The organism is Phenylobacterium sp. (assembly GCF_025351295.1).
Taxonomy (GTDB): Bacteria; Pseudomonadota; Alphaproteobacteria; order Caulobacterales; family Caulobacteraceae; genus Phenylobacterium.
Genome location: NZ_JANXWD010000026.1, coordinates 1 through 18,158 on the forward strand (window position 1 = coordinate 1; position 18,158 = coordinate 18,158).

At 68.6% G+C, this 18,158-nt stretch carries 19 protein-coding genes; 6 read left to right on the forward strand and 13 right to left on the reverse strand.

Going from position 1 to position 18,158, the window contains the following annotated elements; all coding sequences use genetic code 11:
- The 5 genes from Q0R13_RS04125 to Q0R13_RS04145 all read right to left on the reverse strand — a co-directional run.
- Window positions 1-706 (reverse strand): IS1595 family transposase (locus Q0R13_RS04125; RefSeq protein WP_293899902.1); only part of this gene is annotated, 706 nt, incomplete at its 3' end.
- A gap of 108 nt (window positions 707-814) precedes the next feature.
- A complete protein-coding gene (gene bla, locus Q0R13_RS04130; RefSeq protein WP_293899905.1) occupies window positions 815-1,618 on the reverse strand; it encodes a subclass B3 metallo-beta-lactamase in 804 nt (267 codons plus the stop codon).
- A gap of 80 nt (window positions 1,619-1,698) precedes the next feature.
- Window positions 1,699-2,220 carry a translation initiation factor IF-3 gene (gene infC / locus Q0R13_RS04135; RefSeq protein WP_293899908.1) on the reverse strand — a complete coding sequence of 174 codons (522 nt, stop codon included), beginning with the start codon at window positions 2,218-2,220 and terminating at the stop codon, window positions 1,699-1,701.
- A 139-nt stretch (window positions 2,221-2,359) separates the two neighbouring features.
- Window positions 2,360-3,346: a glycosyltransferase family 9 protein gene (locus tag Q0R13_RS04140; RefSeq protein WP_293899911.1), complete on the reverse strand. Its 987-nt coding sequence runs from the start codon at window positions 3,344-3,346 to the stop codon at window positions 2,360-2,362.
- Window positions 3,346-4,506, reverse strand: coding sequence for a glycosyltransferase family 4 protein (locus tag Q0R13_RS04145; RefSeq protein ID WP_293899915.1), 1,161 nt, complete (start codon window positions 4,504-4,506; stop codon window positions 3,346-3,348). Before Q0R13_RS04145 ends, Q0R13_RS04140 begins: the two co-directional genes overlap by 1 nt.
- Window positions 4,507-4,566: 60 nt before the next feature.
- Between Q0R13_RS04145 and Q0R13_RS04150 the strand changes: the two genes are divergently transcribed.
- The gene (locus Q0R13_RS04150) at window positions 4,567-5,319 is read left to right on the forward strand and encodes an alpha/beta hydrolase (protein WP_293899918.1); all 753 of its coding nucleotides are present in this window, start codon (window positions 4,567-4,569) and stop codon (window positions 5,317-5,319) included.
- A 121-nt stretch (window positions 5,320-5,440) separates the two neighbouring features.
- Here Q0R13_RS04150 and Q0R13_RS04155 read toward each other — a convergent pair whose 3' ends face one another.
- Genes Q0R13_RS04155 through Q0R13_RS04165 form a run of 3 tightly spaced genes read right to left on the reverse strand, consistent with a single transcriptional unit; the run spans window position 5,441 to window position 7,585 of the window.
- Window positions 5,441-6,340: an SDR family oxidoreductase gene (locus Q0R13_RS04155; protein WP_293899921.1), complete on the reverse strand. Its 900-nt coding sequence runs from the start codon at window positions 6,338-6,340 to the stop codon at window positions 5,441-5,443.
- A gap of 3 nt (window positions 6,341-6,343) precedes the next feature.
- Window positions 6,344-6,709, reverse strand: a complete 366-nt coding sequence (locus Q0R13_RS04160; RefSeq protein WP_293899924.1) for a TfoX/Sxy family protein — start codon at window positions 6,707-6,709, stop codon at window positions 6,344-6,346.
- Between the two features lie 6 nt (window positions 6,710-6,715).
- Complete coding sequence (locus Q0R13_RS04165) at window positions 6,716-7,585, reverse strand: UTP--glucose-1-phosphate uridylyltransferase (protein ID WP_293899927.1); 870 nt, start codon at window positions 7,583-7,585, stop codon at window positions 6,716-6,718.
- Window positions 7,586-7,744: 159 nt separating this feature from the next.
- On the opposite strand from Q0R13_RS04165, the gene Q0R13_RS04170 reads away from it, so the two are divergent.
- Window positions 7,745-7,999 carry a hypothetical protein gene (locus Q0R13_RS04170; protein ID WP_293899930.1) on the forward strand — a complete coding sequence of 85 codons (255 nt, stop codon included), beginning with the start codon at window positions 7,745-7,747 and terminating at the stop codon, window positions 7,997-7,999.
- Between the two features lie 230 nt (window positions 8,000-8,229).
- Here Q0R13_RS04170 and glmS read toward each other — a convergent pair whose 3' ends face one another.
- Window positions 8,230-10,050 (reverse strand): glutamine--fructose-6-phosphate transaminase (isomerizing), encoded by a 1,821-nt coding sequence (glmS, locus tag Q0R13_RS04175; protein WP_293899933.1) that lies wholly within the window; start codon window positions 10,048-10,050, stop codon window positions 8,230-8,232.
- Between the two features lie 150 nt (window positions 10,051-10,200).
- On the opposite strand from glmS, the gene glmM reads away from it, so the two are divergent.
- Entirely contained in the window at window positions 10,201-11,553 is a 1,353-nt protein-coding gene (gene glmM / locus Q0R13_RS04180) for a phosphoglucosamine mutase (RefSeq protein WP_293899936.1), read from the forward strand.
- 163 nt (window positions 11,554-11,716) lie between these two features.
- Window positions 11,717-11,878 carry a hypothetical protein gene (locus Q0R13_RS04185; protein ID WP_293899939.1) on the forward strand — a complete coding sequence of 54 codons (162 nt, stop codon included), beginning with the start codon at window positions 11,717-11,719 and terminating at the stop codon, window positions 11,876-11,878.
- Window positions 11,879-11,898: 20 nt separating this feature from the next.
- Here the strand turns inward: Q0R13_RS04185 and Q0R13_RS04190 are convergent, their stop codons facing one another.
- Together Q0R13_RS04190 and Q0R13_RS04195 are read right to left on the reverse strand one after the other, a co-directional pair.
- Window positions 11,899-12,381 carry a nuclear transport factor 2 family protein gene (locus tag Q0R13_RS04190; RefSeq protein WP_293899942.1) on the reverse strand — a complete coding sequence of 161 codons (483 nt, stop codon included), beginning with the start codon at window positions 12,379-12,381 and terminating at the stop codon, window positions 11,899-11,901.
- Window positions 12,382-12,469: 88 nt separating this feature from the next.
- A complete protein-coding gene (locus tag Q0R13_RS04195; protein WP_293899945.1) occupies window positions 12,470-13,015 on the reverse strand; it encodes a carboxymuconolactone decarboxylase family protein in 546 nt (181 codons plus the stop codon).
- Window positions 13,016-13,131: 116 nt separating this feature from the next.
- Here Q0R13_RS04195 and Q0R13_RS04200 point away from each other — a divergent pair, with 116 nt between their 5' ends.
- On the forward strand, window positions 13,132-14,028 hold the full coding sequence (locus Q0R13_RS04200) for a LysR family transcriptional regulator (RefSeq protein WP_293899948.1): 897 nt from the start codon (window positions 13,132-13,134) through the stop codon (window positions 14,026-14,028).
- A 98-nt stretch (window positions 14,029-14,126) separates the two neighbouring features.
- Window positions 14,127-15,227, forward strand: a complete 1,101-nt coding sequence (locus tag Q0R13_RS04205) for a serine hydrolase domain-containing protein (protein ID WP_293899951.1) — start codon at window positions 14,127-14,129, stop codon at window positions 15,225-15,227.
- A gap of 10 nt (window positions 15,228-15,237) precedes the next feature.
- Here the strand turns inward: Q0R13_RS04205 and Q0R13_RS04210 are convergent, their stop codons facing one another.
- Both Q0R13_RS04210 and Q0R13_RS04215 read right to left on the reverse strand, forming a co-directional pair.
- Complete coding sequence (locus Q0R13_RS04210; RefSeq protein ID WP_293899954.1) at window positions 15,238-16,539, reverse strand: UDP-glucose/GDP-mannose dehydrogenase family protein; 1,302 nt, start codon at window positions 16,537-16,539, stop codon at window positions 15,238-15,240.
- A gap of 107 nt (window positions 16,540-16,646) precedes the next feature.
- Window positions 16,647-18,149, reverse strand: coding sequence for a phosphomannomutase/phosphoglucomutase (locus Q0R13_RS04215; protein ID WP_293899957.1), 1,503 nt, complete (start codon window positions 18,147-18,149; stop codon window positions 16,647-16,649).
- Window positions 18,150-18,158 lie beyond the last annotated feature (9 nt).

Sequence of the window (18,158 nt, forward strand, 5' to 3'; positions counted from 1 at the left end):
GGTTGAGGCGCGAGACGTACTCGCCCGCCGCATGGTTGGTGTGGCCGTGGCCCGCGAACTGCTGGCCCAGCTTGGTGTAGTGCCGGGCCTCGTCGGTCATGAGGATGGCCTCGCGGCTCAGGTTCTCGACCACGATTTCGCCGATGGCCTTGGCGCTGATGAAGTCCAGCACGAACGAGCGCTTGGCGCCGGTGTCGCGGTCTACAAGACTCAGCACCTTCATCTTGTGATTGCCGCCAGCCTTGGCCTTGGGCTCGCCGGGCTCAACGCCGATGAAGGTCTCGTCGGCTTCGACCATGCCGCCGCCCGAACCGAACGACGCCAGGTCGCCGGAGCGCATGGCTTCCCGAATACGGTGAGCCAGGAACCACGCCGACTTGTAGGTGATCTCCAGCGTGCGGTGCAGCTGGTGAGCGCTGACGCCCTTCTTGCTGCTGCACATCAGGTGCATGGCTTGGAGCCAGATGCGCAGGGGCAGCTTCGACTCTTCGAAGATCGTACCCATGCGAACCGTGAACTGCTGCTTGCAGTCGCCGCAGCGCTTGAGGCCGTAGCGGACGCGCTTCTCAGGGTTCGGGGCGATGACACTGATCCGGCCCATGCAGCCGCAGTGATGGCAGACCGGACCTTGCGGCCAGAGAACCTTTTCCACCCGCTCAAAAGCGGCGGCTTCGTCGTGAAAGTGGGGGGCGGAAAGGATCGACATAACGGGGCTCGCTGTTTTCCCCATTGTTATAGCTCATCTTCTCGTGTTTGCAAAGTATATATACGCCTCGCGGGATGACGAACATATATAGAACAACGGGGTTGGCGGCTACGGGTTCTGCTTGTGCAGTTCCGCGCGGAACGCCGCCTCGGACTTGGCGTAGAAGGCCTTGCACCCCTCCCGATCCACGAAGGCGTCGGCCTTGCCGGCGTCCAGGGCCTTGCGCTTCGCCTGCATTCCGAAGAACGACCCGTGGGAGCCCAGGAACACCTCGCAGGGCAGGGACTTCCAGGTGGCGAAGCTCTTCTCGTAGTCCGCTGTCTGGCCGGGGTAGGTCTCGGTCTTGCCCAGCCTGTAGCCCGGCAGGACCGATGAGGAGCAGTGGGCCAGGGCCTGGCGCACCTTGCCGGCCACGGTCACCGGGAAGGTCCAGGTGGTGCAGCCCCTGGTGTGGCCGCCGGTGACGTGGGCGGTCAGCGTCCAGCCGCCGAGGCTGATCGTCTGGCCATCCTTCAGGGTCACGTCCGGCTTCACCGGCTCGTAGTAGAACGTCTCGCCCTTCAGGAACGGGTCGCCCCGTCCGCCGGCGGCGACGATCGCCCCGTCAGCGGCGCTGGCGTAGAACTTCGCGCCCGGCGCGGCGCGCTTGATCTCGGCCAGGCCCGCGGCGTGGTCGAAGTGCTCGTGGCTGTTGAGCAGCACCTTGATGTTGGCCGGGTCGAAGCCCAGGGCGCGGATATTGCCGACGATCTGATGGCCGGTGGCGCCGCCGCCGCCGTCGAGCTGGATCAGCCCCGCCCGGGTGACGATCAGATAGGCGGCGTAGTCGGCCGAGCCGTCATAGTAGAGGCCCTCGCCGATCTTGAACGGGGCGTAGGGGGCGTCGCCGTCGGGGTGGTCCTGCGCGGCCACGCCGGGCGGACACGCGAAAACGGCCGCCGCGAGGGCGACCGTTCCAAAGAGCGCTGAGACGCCGCGCCTCACCCCAGGGCCTATCGCGGCGCCAGGATCATGATCATCTGGCGGCCTTCCATGCGCGGCTCGTATTCGCACTTGGCGATGGGCTCGAAGTCGGCCCGCACCCGCTGCAGCAGCTTCATCCCCAGTTCGGGGTGGGCCAGTTCGCGGCCGCGGAAGCGCAGGGTGATCTTCACCTTGTCGCCTTCCTCGAAGAAGCGGTTCATGGCCCGCTGCTTGACCTCATAGTCGTGGATATCGATGTTGGGGCGGAGCTTGATCTCCTTGATCTCCACCACCTTCTGCCGCTTGCGCGCCTCGTTCTTCTTCTTCTGTTCCTGGAACTTGAACTTTCCATAGTCCAGAATCTTGCAGACGGGCGGATCCGCGTTGGGGACGATCTCGACGAGGTCGAGGCCAGCCTCTTCGGCGGCCTCGATGGCCGCGGAGGTGGGCATCACGCCCTGTTTCTCACCGTGCTGATCGATGAGCAGGACGCGGGGAACGCGGATATCTTCGTTCATGCGCGGCCCTTCCTTGACGGGCGGCGCTTGCATGGGACGGCGAATAGGCAGTGCTCCGGATTGTTGAAACGGCGGCTGTGGAAACGCAAAGGCTGTGGAAACGCAAAAAACGCCGGCGCGCGCGGAGCGCTCCGGGTCTTCCGTCAGTATATGACCCGCGGGCGCCCGCGTATCAAGGCGCGGCGGAGACCTGCGGCGCCAAAGAGTTGGCCGCCTGCGCCACTTGCGCCACAGGCAGGTCGCTGAGGTTCTCGGCCCGCAGGATCGCCACCCGGCCGCGCGGGGCCGACAGCTTGGGATCCGAGGCGCGGGAGAACAGCACGATGGCCGGCGCCCCACCGGCCGCGGCCAGGTGCAGGGGGCCGGTGTCGTTGCCGATCGCCAGGGTGGCCTTGGCGCCCAGCATGGCGATGCTGGCGAAATCCGTGCGGCCGGTCAGGTCGCGGGCGCGCGGCACGGCGCGCTGGATCGCATGGGCCAGCTCGCTTTCCTTCGGGCCGCCGATGATCACCACGTCGAACCCGCGGGAATAGAGGATGCGCGCCAGTTCGGAATAGCGCTCCACCGGCCAGCGTTTCTCCGGCCGATGCTCGGCGCCGCCGGGCACCAGCATGACGTAGGGCCGCGGCCTGTTGGAGCCCGGCACCGGGCGCTGGGCGGGGGTCGATTTCAGCACCCAGGAGAGGTCCGGCGGCGGCGCGCTGCCGGCCTCGGTGGGGGCGTCGTCCCAGATGCCGGCGTACATCAGCTGGTCGGCCTGGCGCTCCAGGGTGTGCATGCTGTTGCGCAGCGGATTCCGGTGCGGCATCGAGCAGCCCAGCGCGACGCCCGACCAGGGCGGCGGCCCGGGCCGCAGGGCCTGGAAGATGCGGTTCGAATGGGCCGAGGTCTGCAGGTCGTAGACCCGCGCGTAGCCGGCCGCCTTGATCCGCTGGCGCAGCGCGATCCACTCGGAGAAGCTCTCGGGCCGCCCGCCGGTGTCGACGGCGTTGAAGTAGGGGCAGATCTTCGCCAGCGCCTCGAAGGGCGGAGTGGTCAGCAGGGTGATGTGCGCCTTGGGATGGGCGGCCCGGATCTTCTTCATCGCCGCCAGGGCGAGCACAAAGTCGCCCAGGGCCGAAAGCTTGATCACCAGGATGCGTTCGACAGGCCGGGCCATCAGGCGCGCGCCTCCAGGACCTTCTCATAGGCTGAAAGCGTGGCGGCGCACATGACGTCCACCGAATAGAGCCGCTGGGCGCGCCGGCGCCCGGCCTCGCCCATCTCCAGCCGCTTGCCGGGGCCCAGGTCGATGGCGCGGGCCAGGGCGACGGCCCAGGCGGCCGGGTTGCCCACCGGAGCCAGCCAGCCGGTGGCGCCGTCGACGATGGTCTCGGTGACCCCGCCGTGGTTGGAGGCGATCACCGGGCGGCCCATCACCTGCGGCTCGACGGCCGCGCGGCCGAAGCTTTCCGGATGGGTGGTGGGCAGGATGGCGAAGTCGGCCAGCAGGTAGGCGGCCGGCATGTCGTCGCAATGGCCGACCAGCTTGACCGCCCCGCCCACACCGGCCTGGTCGATGGCGGCCTGCAGTTCGGCGGCGAAGCCGGTGCGGCCCTGATCGTCGCCGGCGAACAGGATCAGGAAGTCGCTGCGCCCCGCCGCCGCCAGCTGCCGGGCGGCCTCGATGATGGTCAGGTGGCCCTTGATCCGGGTCAGGCGACCGGCCAGCAGAATCCTGGTGCGGCCATCCGCGGCGACGCCCCAGGCCGCCCGCAACGCCTCCACCCGGTTGGGGGGGACGAAGCCGGGGTCGAACCGGGTCAAGTCGACGCCGCGCGGGATGGTGACCATCCGCGCCGGATCGATGCCGTGCTCGGCCAGCACATGGGCGCGCGTGTACTCGGAGTTGGCGATCACCAGGTCGCCGCGGGTCATCACGGCGTTGTACCAGCGCTTGAGCCCGGACTTGGCCTTGTAGACACCGTGATAGGTGGCGACGAACGGCGTGCCCGTCGCGTGGGCGGCCCAAAGCGCGGAAAAGGCCGGGGCGCGGCTGCGCGCATGGACGATGGAGACCTTCTCCTGGCGGATCAGGGCCACCAGGCGCGCGGCGTTGCCCAGCATGGTCAGCGGGTTCTTGGTCTGGACCGGCATCTGCGCCAGCCGGCCGCCGTCGGCCACCAGCCGCGCGGTCATCCGGCCGCCACGCGCGGCGACCAGCGCCGTGCCGCCGGCGCGGACCACGGCCTGGGCGACGTCGATGGTGGTCTGTTCCGCGCCGCCGGTCTCCAGTTCGGGGATCACCTGCAGCAGGGTAAAGTCGGGGGGAAGCGGCACGGGGCCTTCTCTAAACTGAAACTGTGGCCGGTGAACACCTGAGCGGGTTATGACTTAGCCATGAAAGATATCGGGGGGTTTCTGGAACGGCCCGATGGGGCGCGGCTGGCCTGGCGGGCGGTCGAGGGCGCCGGCCCGGCCGTGGTGTGGCTGGGCGGCTTCCGATCGGACATGACCGGGACCAAGGCCGAGACCCTGGCGGAGTGGGCCTGGTCACAGGGCCGCGCCTATGTGCGGTTCGACTACTTCGGTCACGGCCAGTCCTCCGGAGATTTCCCCGACGGTACGATCACCCGCTGGCGCGAGGATGCACTGGCCGTGCTGGACAAGCTCACCAAGGACGAGCTGGTGCTGGTCGGCTCCTCGATGGGCGGCTGGATCGCCTGCCTGGCGGCGATAGCGCGGCCCAAGCGGGTGAAGGCCCTGGTGCTGGTCGCCCCCGCCGCCGACTTCACCGAGAAGCTGCTGGGGCCGGCGATCCCGCCGGAGGGCCAGGCGGCCCTGGCGGCCGACGGTGTCTGGCTGCGGCCGTCCGACTATGGCGAGCCCTATCCGATCACCCGCAAGCTGCTGGAGGACGGCGCGCGCTGGTCGCTGCTGGGCGGCAAGCCGATCCCCGTCAAGGTCCCGGTCCGCATCCTGCAGGGCGGCGAGGACACCGACGTCCCCTGGCGTCACGCCCTGGAAATGGCGCACGCGCTGAAGACCGACGATGTGGTCTTCGGCCTGATCAAGGATGGCGACCATCGCCTGTCGCGGCCACAGGACCTGGATCGGCTGATCGCGGCGGTCGACGAGGTGGTGCGGCCGTAGGGAAATTCCTCCCCCGCTGGGGGAGGTGGCGCGAAGCGCCGGAGGGGGTTCTCAACGATGGCGCCGCCGAAACCTGCTCCGCGCCTCAGAGGTGGATGTGGAGAGGTCTGAGCTGACCCCCTCAGTCAGCTTCGCTGACAGCTCCCCCGACGGGGGAGCAACTCGTTTCCGCCGCCAGCACGGCGCGCAGCCCCTCCCGGTAGGTCGGATAGGCCGGACGCCAGCCCAGTTCCGCCTTGGCGCGCGCGTTTGAGACCCGCTTGCTCTCCGCATAGAACCGCATCGCTGCCGGACGCAGGTTGGCGTCGGCGAGGGCGACCTCGGGGGGCGCCGCCATCCCCAGCAGGCCGGCCGCATAGGCCACCGCCTCGCTGTTGGGCGCCGGCTCGTCGTCGCAGAGGTTGTAGATCCCGGCCGGCCGCGGGCGGGCGATCGAAGCTGCCAGGCCGGCCGCCAAGTCGTCCACGTGGATGCGGGAGAAGACCTGCCCGGGGGCTACTATCCGCCGGGCCTGGCCCTCGCGCAGGCGGTCGAAGGCCGAGCGGCCGGGGCCGTAGATTCCGGGCAGGCGGAAGATCGTCACGGTAAGGCCCATGCCGCGGCCGACCTGAAGCCAGTCGCGCTCGGCTCCGACCCGCCGCGCGCCCTCCACCGACTGGGCGGCCAGCGGGCTGGCCTCGGTGACCCAGCCGCCGCGCCGGTCGCCGTAGACCCCGGTGGTGGAGAGGTAGCCGGTCCAGTCGGGAAAGGCGCCGGCCGCGGCCAGCGGCCCGACCAGGGTGTTGAGGCCCGGACACCCCTGTGGTCCGGGCGGGGCGGTGACCAGCAGGGCGCGGGTCCCGGCCAACGCCTCGGTCAGGGCGGTGCGGTCGGCTAGATCGACCGGTGTGTAACCGTCGGCGCGGACGCGTCCGGCGCCCGCATCGTCCCGATGTGTGGCGAAGACCTCCCAGGCCTCACCCGCCATCCGCCGGGCCAGCGCGCGCCCGGAAAAGCCGTAGCCGAAGATCAGCAGCCGCACCGTCTACGTCCGCCCTGGCGTCGCACGGTCTCTCTTCGCCGCGACCCGGCGCGCCGCCCCCAGCGCCACCCGCGCCCAGGCGACAAGGTCTTCGGGATCGTCCAGCAACCGGTCAGGCGCCCGCCAGAAGGAGAGGTCGATGATGCGACCGCCCTTCTCGTAGTTCAGCGGCGCAGCGGCCCGCGCTTCCGAAAATGCCGCTGCGATCTGGTCATCGACCCGAAAGTACAGCGAGTCCCCCGTCACCATCGCGAACATCAGTCCATCGCAGAATACGCCGGTCTTGCCGAACATGCGTCGCGTCGTGACGCGACCGAGCGGGGCGAGCTCCTCGCGCAAGAAGTTAGCGAAGCTGGCGCTGGCGACCATCCCCGCTCACAGCAGCAAGGCGATCGCCCTGCGGGCCGCCTCGCCGAGCTCCGGGTGGGCCAGGGCGAAGGCGACATTGGCCCGCAGCAGGCCGATCTTGTCGCCGCAGTCGTAGGTGGTCCCGTCGTATTCCAGAGCGTGGAAGGCCTGGGTCTTCATCAGATTGGCCATGCCGTCGGTGAGCTGGATCTCGCCACCCGCGCCGCGCTCCTGGGTTTCCAGCACCTCGAAGATGTCGGGCTGCAGGATATAGCGGCCGGAGATGAACAGGTTCGAGGGCTCGGTTCCGGGCGCCGGCTTCTCGACCATGCCGGTCATGCGGTTTAGGCGGCCGTCACGTCCGTCCAGCGCCACGATGCCGTACTTGTGCGCCTCGCCTTCGGGCACGGGCTCCACGACCACGATATTGCCGCCGACCTGCTCGAAGGCCGCCACCGCCTGGGCCAGGGCGGGGGGTTTCGCGGTCATCAGCATGTCGGGCAGCATCACCGCGAACGGCTCGTCGGCGACGATGTGGCGGGCGCACCAGACCGCGTGCCCCAGGCCTAGCGGGGCCATCTGGCGCACGAAGCTCATCCCGCCGGGCTCGGGCAGGTCGCGGCGGACGTCGGCCAGGATGTCGAGCTTGCCCTTGCCCTGAAGGATCCCCTCGATCTCCGGACTGGTGTCGAAATAGTCCTCGATGGCCCCCTGGCCGCGGCCGACGATGAACACGAAGTGCTCAATCCCGGCGGCGCGGGCCTCCTCGACGATGTAGCTGAGGATCGGCCGGTCCACGACGTTGAGCATGTTCTTGGGCGTGGTCTTGGCGCCCGGCAGCACCCGTGTTCCCAGGCCCGCCACCGGCAGGACCGCCTTCTTCACACGCTGGGACATGCCACCTCCGGAGCCGATAACTCCGTGATCCCTAATGCGCTCCGCCCCGGTGGCGGAGATTTTTTCGCTGCAACTGTACGATCACGATTTTGAGATCGCACGAAGTTGTGTAGGGTCCGCGACGTCGGGGAATTCACCCCCAAGGGGAGCCATACTCAAATGAAGCTTCGCATTCTGACCGTCGCCGCCGCCGGTGTCATGGCTCTGAGCCTGGCCGCCTGCCAAAAGAAGGAAGAAGCGCCGGCCCCGGCCGCCGCTGACGCCGCTGCTGCTGCCGCTCCGGCCGCCGCTGAAGCCGCTGCTCCGGCCGCTGCTGAAGCCGCTGCTCCGGCCGCTGCCGACGCCGCTGCCCCGGCCGCTGCCGCTGCTGCTGCTCCGGCCGCCGCCATGGCCGCTGCTCCGGAAAAGAAGTAAGCATCGTCTCGCAAGAGACGGCTTGAAAGAGCGGCCGTCCCTCACGGGGCGGCCGTTTTTTATGCGCAATCGCTCCGCCTTTGGGGGAGCTGTCGGCAAAGCCGGCTGAGGGGGTCCTCAGCGGCGGGGCCGACGCGAATCCTGCGCCAATGCAGGGTGTCAGCCGGACGTTCCGAGCGGACCCCCTCCGGCGCTTCGCGCCACCTCCCCCGATGGGGAGGAACCAGGCGTTATTCCACCGTCACCGATTTCGCGAGGTTGCGGGGCTGGTCGACGTCCGCGCCTTTCTGGACAGCCACATGGTAGGCCAGCAGCTGGATCGGGGCCGACATCACCAGCGGCGCGATCAGCGGGTCGCAGCTGGGGGCGGTGACCACGACGCGGGCGCCGGCCGGGGCGTGCCGCTCGCCGTCCGAATCGGTGATGAACACCACCTGGCCGCCACGGGCCATCACTTCGCTCATGTTCGAGGCCGACTTCTCGAAATAGCTGTCGAAGGGCGCCAGGATGACGATCGGGGTCTGTTCGTCGACCAGGGCGATGGGGCCGTGCTTCAGCTCGCCGGCGGCATAGCCCTCGGCGTGGATATAGCTGATCTCTTTCAGCTTCAGGGCCCCTTCCAGGGCCAGCGGGTACATCGGGCCGCGGCCGAGATAGAGGACGTCGCGGGCCTTGGCGACCTCGACGGCGATGCTCCTGACCGCCTCCTCCAGCTGGATCGATTCCGCGATCAGGCGCGGCGCCTCCAGCAGCACGCGGACCAGCCGCTGTTCCTCCGCCTCGTCGATCCGCCCGCGGGCCCGGGCCGCCGCGACGGCGAGCGCGGTCAGCACGCTGACCTGGGCGGTGAAGGCCTTGGTCGAGGCGACGCCGATCTCCGGCCCGCAGTGGATCGGCCAGATCACGTCGACCTCGCGGCCGATGGTGGATTCCACCGTGTTGACGATGGCGGCGCTCTTCATCCCCTTGGCCTGGCAGTAGCGCAGCGCCGCAAGGGTGTCGGCGGTCTCGCCGGACTGCGACATGGCGATGGCCAGGGACCCGGCCCGCAGCGACGGCTCGCGATAGCGGAACTCCGAGGCGATCTCGACGTCCACGGGCAGGTCCGCCAGCTGCTCGATCAGGTACTTGCCCAGCAGGCCGGCGATGTAGGAGGTGCCGCAGGCGACGATCTGGATGCGCTCGATGGCCGCGAAATCGACGCCGCCGGGCACCGCGGTCCGGTCGGTCAGGGTGTCCACGTAGGCTGCGATGGTCCGCTGGCAGCCCTCTGGCTGGTCGTGGATCTCCTTCTCCATGAAGTGGCGGTAATTGCCCTTCTCCATGACCGCGGCCGAGGCGGCGAGCAACTTGATCGGTCGGTCGGCCGGCAGCCCCGCCTCGTCGAAGATCCGCGCCGAGGTGTGGTCGATGACCACGTAGTCGCCGTCGTTGAGGTAGGCCACCCGGTTGGTGAACGGCCCCAGCGCCAGGCCGTCGGACCCGATGAACATCTCGCCGTCGCCATAGCCCACCGCCAGCGGCGGGCCGTTGCGGGCGCCCAGGATCACCTCGCGCTCGCCGCCCACCAGCACCGCCAGGGCGTAGGCGCCGCGCAGCTTGTCCAGGGTGGCCTTGAACGCCGCCAGCGGGGCCAGGCCGTCGTTCAGCGCCTCGTCGACCAGGTGGGCCACCACCTCGGTGTCGGTGTCGCTCTGGAACACCCGACCTCTGGCCTGCAGCCCGGCCTTCAGCTCGGCGAAATTCTCGATGATGCCGTTGTGGACCACGGCCACCCGGCCGGCGACATGCGGGTGGGCGTTGCGCTCGGTCGGCGCGCCGTGGGTGGCCCAGCGGGTGTGGCCGATGCCGGTCTCGGCGCTGAGCGGGTGCGCGGCCAGCACGGCTTCCAGCTCGCGCAGCTTGCCCGGCGCGCGCCGGCGCTCGAGCTTTCCGTCGACCTGGGCGGCGATGCCGGCCGAGTCATAGCCGCGATATTCCAGGCGCTTCAGGCTCTCGACCAGGCGCTCCGCGACGGGTCTGGTCCCGACGATGCCGATGATGCCGCACATGTGGCCGGAGTTTCCTTTATGCTAGACGCGAGTGATGTACGCGAATCTGGGACGGGTTCGGCCCCGACGCGGCCGCTTTAGCATCCGGTAGGCCGCCGGCGAGAAAAAGTCAGTTTCGGATCGTTTCCTTGTCACCCGCACGAGCCCTTCATGAATAAACGCGCCTATTTCGGCACCGACGGCATCCGCGGCGAGGCCAACCACCATCCGATGACCGCCGAGGTGGCCCTGCGGGTCGGCCTGGCCGCCGGCAAGATCTTCATGTCGCGCGACGAACGCCGGCACATGGTGGTGATCGGCAAGGACACCCGGCTGTCCGGCTATATGGTCGAGCCGGCCCTGGTGGCGGGCTTCGCGAGCGTCGGCATGGACGTGCGCCTGCTGGGCCCGATGCCGACGCCCGGCGTGGCGATGATGACCCGCTCGCTGCGCGCCGACCTGGGGGTGATGATCTCGGCCTCGCACAACGCCTATGTGGACAACGGAATCAAGCTGTTCGGCCCCGACGGCTACAAGCTCTCCGACGAGCGCGAGCTGGAGATCGAGGCGCTGATGGACCAGGGGCTGGCCGACGGGCTGGCGCCCTCCACCTCGCTCGGCAGGGTCGCCCGGGTCGACGATAGCCAGGCGCGCTACGTCGAGATCGCCAAGGCCACCTTCCCGCGCCGCCTGAGCCTCGCGGGCCTGCGCGTGGTGATCGATTGCGCCAACGGCGCCGCCTACAAGATCGCCCCGGTGGTGCTCTATGAGCTGGGCGCCGAGGTCATCAAGGTGGGCGTCGAGCCCAACGGCACCAACATCAACGAGGACTGTGGCTCCACCCATCCCGCCGCCATGGTGCGGGCGGTGAAGGAGTTCCGCGCCGACATCGGCATCGCCCTGGACGGCGACGCCGACCGCCTGGTGATCTGCGACGAGAAGGGCCAGATCGTCGATGGCGACCAGATCATGGCCCTGATCGCAGACGACTGGGCGGCCCGCGGCAAGTTGCGCGGCAGCGGGGTGGTGGCGACGGTCTATTCGAACCTCGGGCTCGAGCGCTTCCTGGCCGAGCGGAACCTCAAGCTGGAACGCACCGCTGTGGGCGACCGCGCGGTGATGATGCGGATGCGGTCCGGGGACTACAACCTGGGCGGCGAGCAGTCGGGCCACATCATCATGTCGGACTTCTCCACCACCGGCGACGGCCTGCTCTGCGCGCTGCAGGTGCTGGCGGTGCTCAAGGAGGGCGACAAGCCGATGAGCACCCTGGCCCGGCAGTTCGAGCCGGTGCCGCAGAAGCTGGAGAACGTCCGCTTCGCCGGTGGCAAGCCACTGGAAAGCGCCCAGGTAAAGGCGGTCCTGGCCGACGCGGAGAAGCGCCTGAACGGCTCCGGCCGCCTGGTGGTGCGCGCCTCCGGCACCGAGCCCCTGATCCGCATCATGGCCGAGGGCGACGACGAGAAGCTGGTCGACCAGCTGGTCCGGGAGATCGCCGGGGCGGTGAAGAAGGCCGCCGCCTGAGGTCGGGTCCACGGCGCTTCACGACGATCTGATGGCGCGGGCAGCGCGCACCGTGGCGGCGGCGGCAACCACATCCCTACCCAAGTCGCAAATACTGTGTCACGCTCGACACATTCGGCCGGCTCGACCCGGTCGATCTGAGAACAGCGACTTGGGAGGATACATGCGGCGCGAATTCGCCCTCACCGGCGTGGCGCGACACGCGCAGCGGCCAGCCCGCTCGATCGCGTGCCTCGTCTTTGTGGCTGTCCTTGGCGCGGCCTTCTGGGCCGGCGCCGTCTGGATCGCCGAAACCTTCCTGCGGACGGCCCACCTGGGGCTCTGACCTGCGTCAGACGGGGCGGGTCACAGGCCTAGGCTGCTCAGTCCGGGGTGATCGGCGGGCCTCGGTCCGGACCGGTCCCAAAGAAACAGGCGCTCGGCGGCCTGGATCGGCAGGTCGTTGATGCTGGCGTGGCGTTCGCCCATCAGGCCGTTCTCATCGAACGCCCAGTTCTCATTTCCGTAGGCGCGAAACCATTCGCCTGAGGCCAGGCGGTATTCGTAGGCGAATCGCACGGCGATCCTGTCGTCGGCGAACGCCCAGATCTCCTTGATCAGCCGGTAGCCCAGTTCACGCCGCCATTTGCGGTCCAGGAACGCGACGATGGCCGGCCCGCCCTGCAGGAATTCGTCGCGGTTCCGCCAGCGGCTGTCGACCGTATACGCCTTGGCCACGCGCTCCGGGTCGACGCTATTCCAGGCGTCCTCCGCCCGCCGCACCTTCAGCGTCGCGGTCTCCAGGGTGAACGGCGGCAGAGGCGGGCGGGGTTCGGACGGTTCGGTCATGGGAAGCTCCAGCGCCGGCTCGGTTGAAGGCGCAGAATATTCGGGCGAGCCCCCCGGCGACGACGCCGCAGCCGAGGGACTCTAAGGGTCAGGCCGCTTCGAGGGCGCGGACCACCGGAAAATCGATCTCCGTCCGGGCCACGTTGTTGATGAAGTTGGTGAAGACATTCTCGGCGACCACGGCGACGATCTCGACGATCTCCGCATCGGTGAACCCGGCTGACCTGACCGTTGCGATCTCGGCGTCTGCCACTTGGCCGCGCGACTCGGCGACCAGGGCTGCGAAGCGGACGGCGGCGTTGGCCTTGGGATCGCCGGAACCGCCCCCTCGATTCAGGGCGATCTCGGCGGCGTCGATCTTGGCCAGGTTCAGGCCGAGATAGGTGTGGGCCGAAAGGCAGTAGTCGCAGCCGTTGACCTGGGCCACGGCAAGCGCGATGCGCTCCCGGGTCTTGACGCCGAGCGTCTTGGCCAGCGCGCCGCTGAAGCTCAGGAAGCCGCCGAGCGCCGCGGGGCTGTTGGCGACCAGCCGGTAGAGGTTGGGCGTGACCCCCAATTGCTGCTTCACGGCGTCAAGCAGCGGTTGCGAGGCGGCCGGGGCTTCGTCGCGGGTCGGAATGGAGAGGCGGGACATGTGCGGACTTCCTGTCGGGCGGCCGTGAGTGGCCGGCCCGATCCAGATAGGCCTCAGCGATTGGCGCGATAATCTAGTTAATTGACAAGTTTTTGTTGCGAGATCAGCAATAGTGAATGGATCAACTCGACGCCATGCGCGCCTTCGTCGCTGTCGCCACCCGAGGCAGCTTCGCCGAGGCGGCCCGTCATCTGCGTCTGTCGCACTCCGTGGTGTCGCGGGCCATAGCCGGATTGGAAGATCGCCTGGGCCTGGTTCTGTTGATGCGAACCACGCGTTCGGTGCGGCTGACCGAGCGCGGCGCCATCTACGTTGAGAGCTGTCGAAAAATCCTGGAGGACATAGATGGCGCCGAGCGTCTTGTGCGCGGGGAGGACGCGGCGCCGCGGGGAATTCTCACCGTAGCGGCGCCCATCCTGTTTGGCCGCCTGCATGTGCTGCCCATCCTGACCGGACTGATGGCCGGGCACGCCGACCTGCGGGTCCGGCTGGCCCTGTCCGACCGCAACGTGCATCTGGTCGAGGAGGGTGTCGACGTTGCGATCCGGGTTGGCGCGCTGGCCGATAGCAGCCTGGCGGCCGTGCGACTGGGCGCCGTCAGCCGGGTGATCGTCGCCAGCCCGGCCTACCTGGTCCGGCGCGAACACCCTCGGGGGCCCGCGGACCTCGACGATCATGACATCGTCGCCTTCGAGGGCGTGGGGCTCGACGACATCTGGCGGTTCGCCAAGCCGGACCTGGACGTGCGGATCGAACCCCGGATCGCGGTCAACAGCGCCGACGCCGCCATCGCCGCCGCCGAGCAGGGGGTCGGGATCACGCGCGCCTTTTCCTACCAGATCCAGTCCAAGGTCGCCGCTGGCCGGCTCGTTCCCTTACTGCGCGGCTTTGAAGCTCCGCCGCTTCCCGTCAGCGCAGTGCATCAGGCGCGCCGGATCGGCTCCGCCAACCTGGAAGCGTTCAAGGCCGCGGCGCGGACCTACTTCAAAGGGCGTGACCTCACATTGGCGTAGCGGGCGGGTCCGGCCTGCAGGCGACGCGCTTGGGCGCAGACATCCGTGCTGAACGGGCTGAGTGTCGGCGGCGTCATTCGGGCTGCGGGAGATTGTTCATGCAACGCTGGTTCGCCGCCGCGGCGGCGCTACTGCTTTGGGCGACTCCCTGTTTCGCGCAGGACCTCGACGCCACCTTGAAGGCCGCCATGACCGGCACTCAGACGCCGGCCGTCGGGCTGCTGGTGATACGCGGCGGCAAGGTGGTCGGGCAGGCCGTGCAGGGCGTGCGCCGCAACGATGGCAGCCGCCCGGCGACGATGAACGATGTCTGGCTGATCGGCTCGGACGGCAAGCCGATGACGGCGACGCTGATTGCCAGGCTGGTGGATCGCGGCGTGCTGTCCTGGGACGCGCCGCTTTCCGCCATGCTGCCGGAACTGGCCGCCCAGATGCGGCCTGATTACCGCACCGTCACCCTGGTGCAGTTGCTGTCACACCATGCGGGCTTCGCCCATGACATCGGTGATATGGCGTTCCTCAACAGCCTTTACGCCGATAAGAGGTCGCTTCCGAAGCAGCGCCTCGACTACATCGCCCGCACCCTGAAGGAGCCCCCGGAGATCGCGCCCGGCACGGCCTTCAGATACAGCAACACGGGGTTTCTGATCGCCGCGGTGATCGCCGAGCGGGCCACCAAGACGAGCTATGAGACCCTGATACGGCGCGAGGTGTTTGGGCCGCTGGGCATGACCACCGTCGGGTTCGGCCCGACCCATGACCCCCAGCTGATCGGCCACCACGGCGGCAAGCCGATCGTCAGGGCGGAAGACAGCAACCCGCTGATGTTCGCGCCGGCCAGGAATATGCACATGAGCCTGGGAGACTGGGCGAAATTCTGCCTGGACCAGATCGCCGGCGGCCAGGGGCATGGAAGGCTGCTGAGCGCGGACTCCTACCGGCGCATGCAGACGGCGCTGCCCGGCGGATCCAGCGCCCTGGCCTGGGGTGTTCAGGCCTCGCTCGCAGGACGCCAGGGGCCGGTGCTGACCCACGCCGGCTCGGACGGGAACTGGAACGCGATCGTGGCGCTGTTCCCGGCCTCCGGCGACGGGGTTCTGGCGGCGGCCAATGCCGACGAGGACATGGGCGGCGACAAGGCGACCAAGGCCGCCCTCATGGCCGTTCTGCCGACCCTGAGCGTCGCCAAGGCGCCTTAGGTGTCTTCGATCAGGCCCGCCCGACGCTGGTGTAGGCGAAGCCAAGGGCGCGCATGTCGCCGGGCTTGTAGATGTTGCGCAGGTCCACCAGCACCGGCTGGTTCATCAGGAGCTTGATGCGGTCCAGGTCCAGCGCCCGGAACTGGTCCCACTCGGTGATGATCACCAGTACGTCGGCGCCGGTGGCGACCGCATAGGGGTCGTCCTTGAAGTCGACGTCCTTCAGCAGGTGGCGGGCTTCCTCGCCCTCGGGGTCGAAGGCCTGGATCCTGGCGCCCTTGTCCTGCAGGGCGGGGATGATGGCCAGCGACGGCGCGTCGCGCATGTCGTCGGTGTTGGGCTTGAAGGTCAGGCCCAGAATGCCGACGGTCTTGCCCTTGACGTCGCCGTCCAGCGCCTTGACCACCTTGCGGGCCATGGCGCGCTTGCGTTCGTCGTTGATCTTCACCGTGGTCTCGACCAGTTCGACGGGCGAGCCGGCGTCGCGGGCGGTGCGGACCAGGGCGATGGTGTCCTTCGGGAAGCAGGAGCCGCCGTAGCCGGGGCCGGCGTTCAGGAACTTGCCGCCGATGCGGCCGTCCAGGCCGATGCCCTTGGCCACCTGCTGAACATCTGCCCCGACCGCCTCGCAGAGGTCGGCCATCTCGTTGATGTAGGTGATCTTCAGCGCCAGGTAGGCGTTGGCGGCATATTTGATCAGCTCGCTGGTGCGCCGGCTGGTGAACAGGATCGGCGTCTCGTTGAGGTAGAGCGGCCGGTATAGCTCGCGCATGATCGCCTGGGCGCGCGGCTCCTCCGTGCCGACCACGACGCGGTCTGGGCGCTTGAAGTCCTCGATCGCCGCGCCCTCGCGCAGGAATTCCGGGTTGGAGACGATGGTCACGTCGGCGTCGGGCCGCACGCGCTTGAAGATCGCCTCGATCTCGTCGCCGGTGCCGACCGGCACGGTGGACTTGGTGACGATCACCGTGAAGCCGTCGACGAAGGCAGCGATCTCCTCGGCGGCGGCGTAGACGTACGAGAGATCCGCGTAGCCATCGCCCCGGCGCGAGGGCGTGCCGACGCCGATGAACACCGCGTCGGCCCCGCGCACCGCCTCGGCGGCGTCGGTGGCGAAGAACAGGCGGCCGGCCTTGACGTTCTGGGCCACCAGCAGGTCCAGGCCGGGCTCGTAGATCGGGATGCCGCCGGACTTCAGCTGCTCGATCTTGCCCGCGTCCTTGTCGATGCAGGTGACCGTGTGGCCGAAGTCGGCGAAACAGGCGCCGCTGACCAGTCCCACATAGCCCGTCCCGATCATCGCAACGCGCATAGACTACTCCTTGAAGACCGCGGCGCCTTTCACCACGCAGGGCGAGGGCCCGCAATCGCTAGAACGGGACATTGGTATCGCGGTGCAGCAAGATGCGCGCCGGACCCTCAGATCTCCTGGTTGTACGCGCCCACCGACGCGCGCTTGCCCAGGCGCGGCTTCACCTCCTGGTGGAACAGGGCGCGCATGTCGTCGTCGGAGCGGGTGCTCTCCACCACCACCACGATCTCGGGCTTGTTGGACGACGCGCGGACCAGCACCCACGAGCCGTCCTCCAGCGCCACGCGGACGCCGTTGACGGTGATCAGGTCGACGATCCTGCGGCCCAGGATCGTGCCGCCGGCATTGGCGAGCGCGGTGTATTCGGCGACCACCTCGTCCACCACGCCGTACTTCAGCTCGTCGGGGCAGTGCGGGCTCATGGTCAGGGAGGTATAGGCGACCGGCAGGGCCTTCTTGAGGTCGCTGAGCTTCTTGTCCGGGTTGCGGTCCAGCATGGCGAGGATCGCCGCGGCCGCCACCAGGCCGTCGTCGTAGCCACGGCCGATCGGCGGGTTGAAGAAGAAGTGGCCGGACTTCTCGAAGCCGGCCAGCGCGCCCAGCTCGGAGGTCTTGCGCTTGATGTAGCTGTGGCCGGTCTTCCAGTAGACGGTCTTCGCGCCATTGGCCTTCAGCACCTCGTCGGTGGCGAACAGGCCGGTGGACTTCACGTCCACCACGAACGTCGCGTCCTTGTGCAATTGCGAAAGATCCCGGGCGAGCATCAACCCGATCTTGTCGGCGAAGATCTCCTCGCCCTCGTCGTCCACCACCCCGCAACGGTCGCCGTCGCCGTCGAAGCCCAGGGCCAGGTCGGCGCCATGGGTGCGAACCGTCTGCGCCATCGCGTGCAGCATGATGCTGTCTTCGGGATTCGGATTGTACTTCGGGAAGCTGTAGTCGAGGTCGCAGTCCATCTCGATCAGGACGGCCACGCCCATGTCGCGCAGTGCGCGCGGCGCGAAGGCGCCGGCGGTGCCGTTGCCGCAGGCGGCCACCACCACCAGCGGCCGTTTCACGGTCACCCGTCTCGCGGCGTCGGCGATGTAGCGCTCGGCGACCCCGCCGATATGGGCCAGCGAGCCGCCCGGCCGCTGCGCCCAGCGACCTTCCAGCACCAGCTCCTTCAGCCGGCCCATCTCGTCGGGGCCGAAGGTCAACGGGCGTTGCGCGCCCATCTTCACGCCGGTCCAGCCGTTCTCGTTGTGGCTGGCGGTGACCATCGCCACGCAGGGAGCGTCCAGGTCGAACTGGGCGAAATAGGCCATCGGCGAGACCGCGAGGCCGATGTCCAGCACCTCGCAGCCGGCGGCGACCAGGCCGATGGTCAGGGCCTGTTTGATCGACAGCGAATAGGCGCGGTAGTCGTGGCCGACCACGATCCGCTTCTGGCCCATCTCGTGGATCAGCGTCCCCAGGCCCAGGCCCAGGGCCTCGACGCCCAGCAGGTTGATGTCCGGCCCGAACACCCAGCGGGCGTCGTACTCGCGAAACCCGGTGGCCTTCACCAGGGGGATGTTCTCGTAGTCGAGCGTGTTGGGAACGAGATCGGCGCGGGGGGTCGGCAGCATGGAAACTCC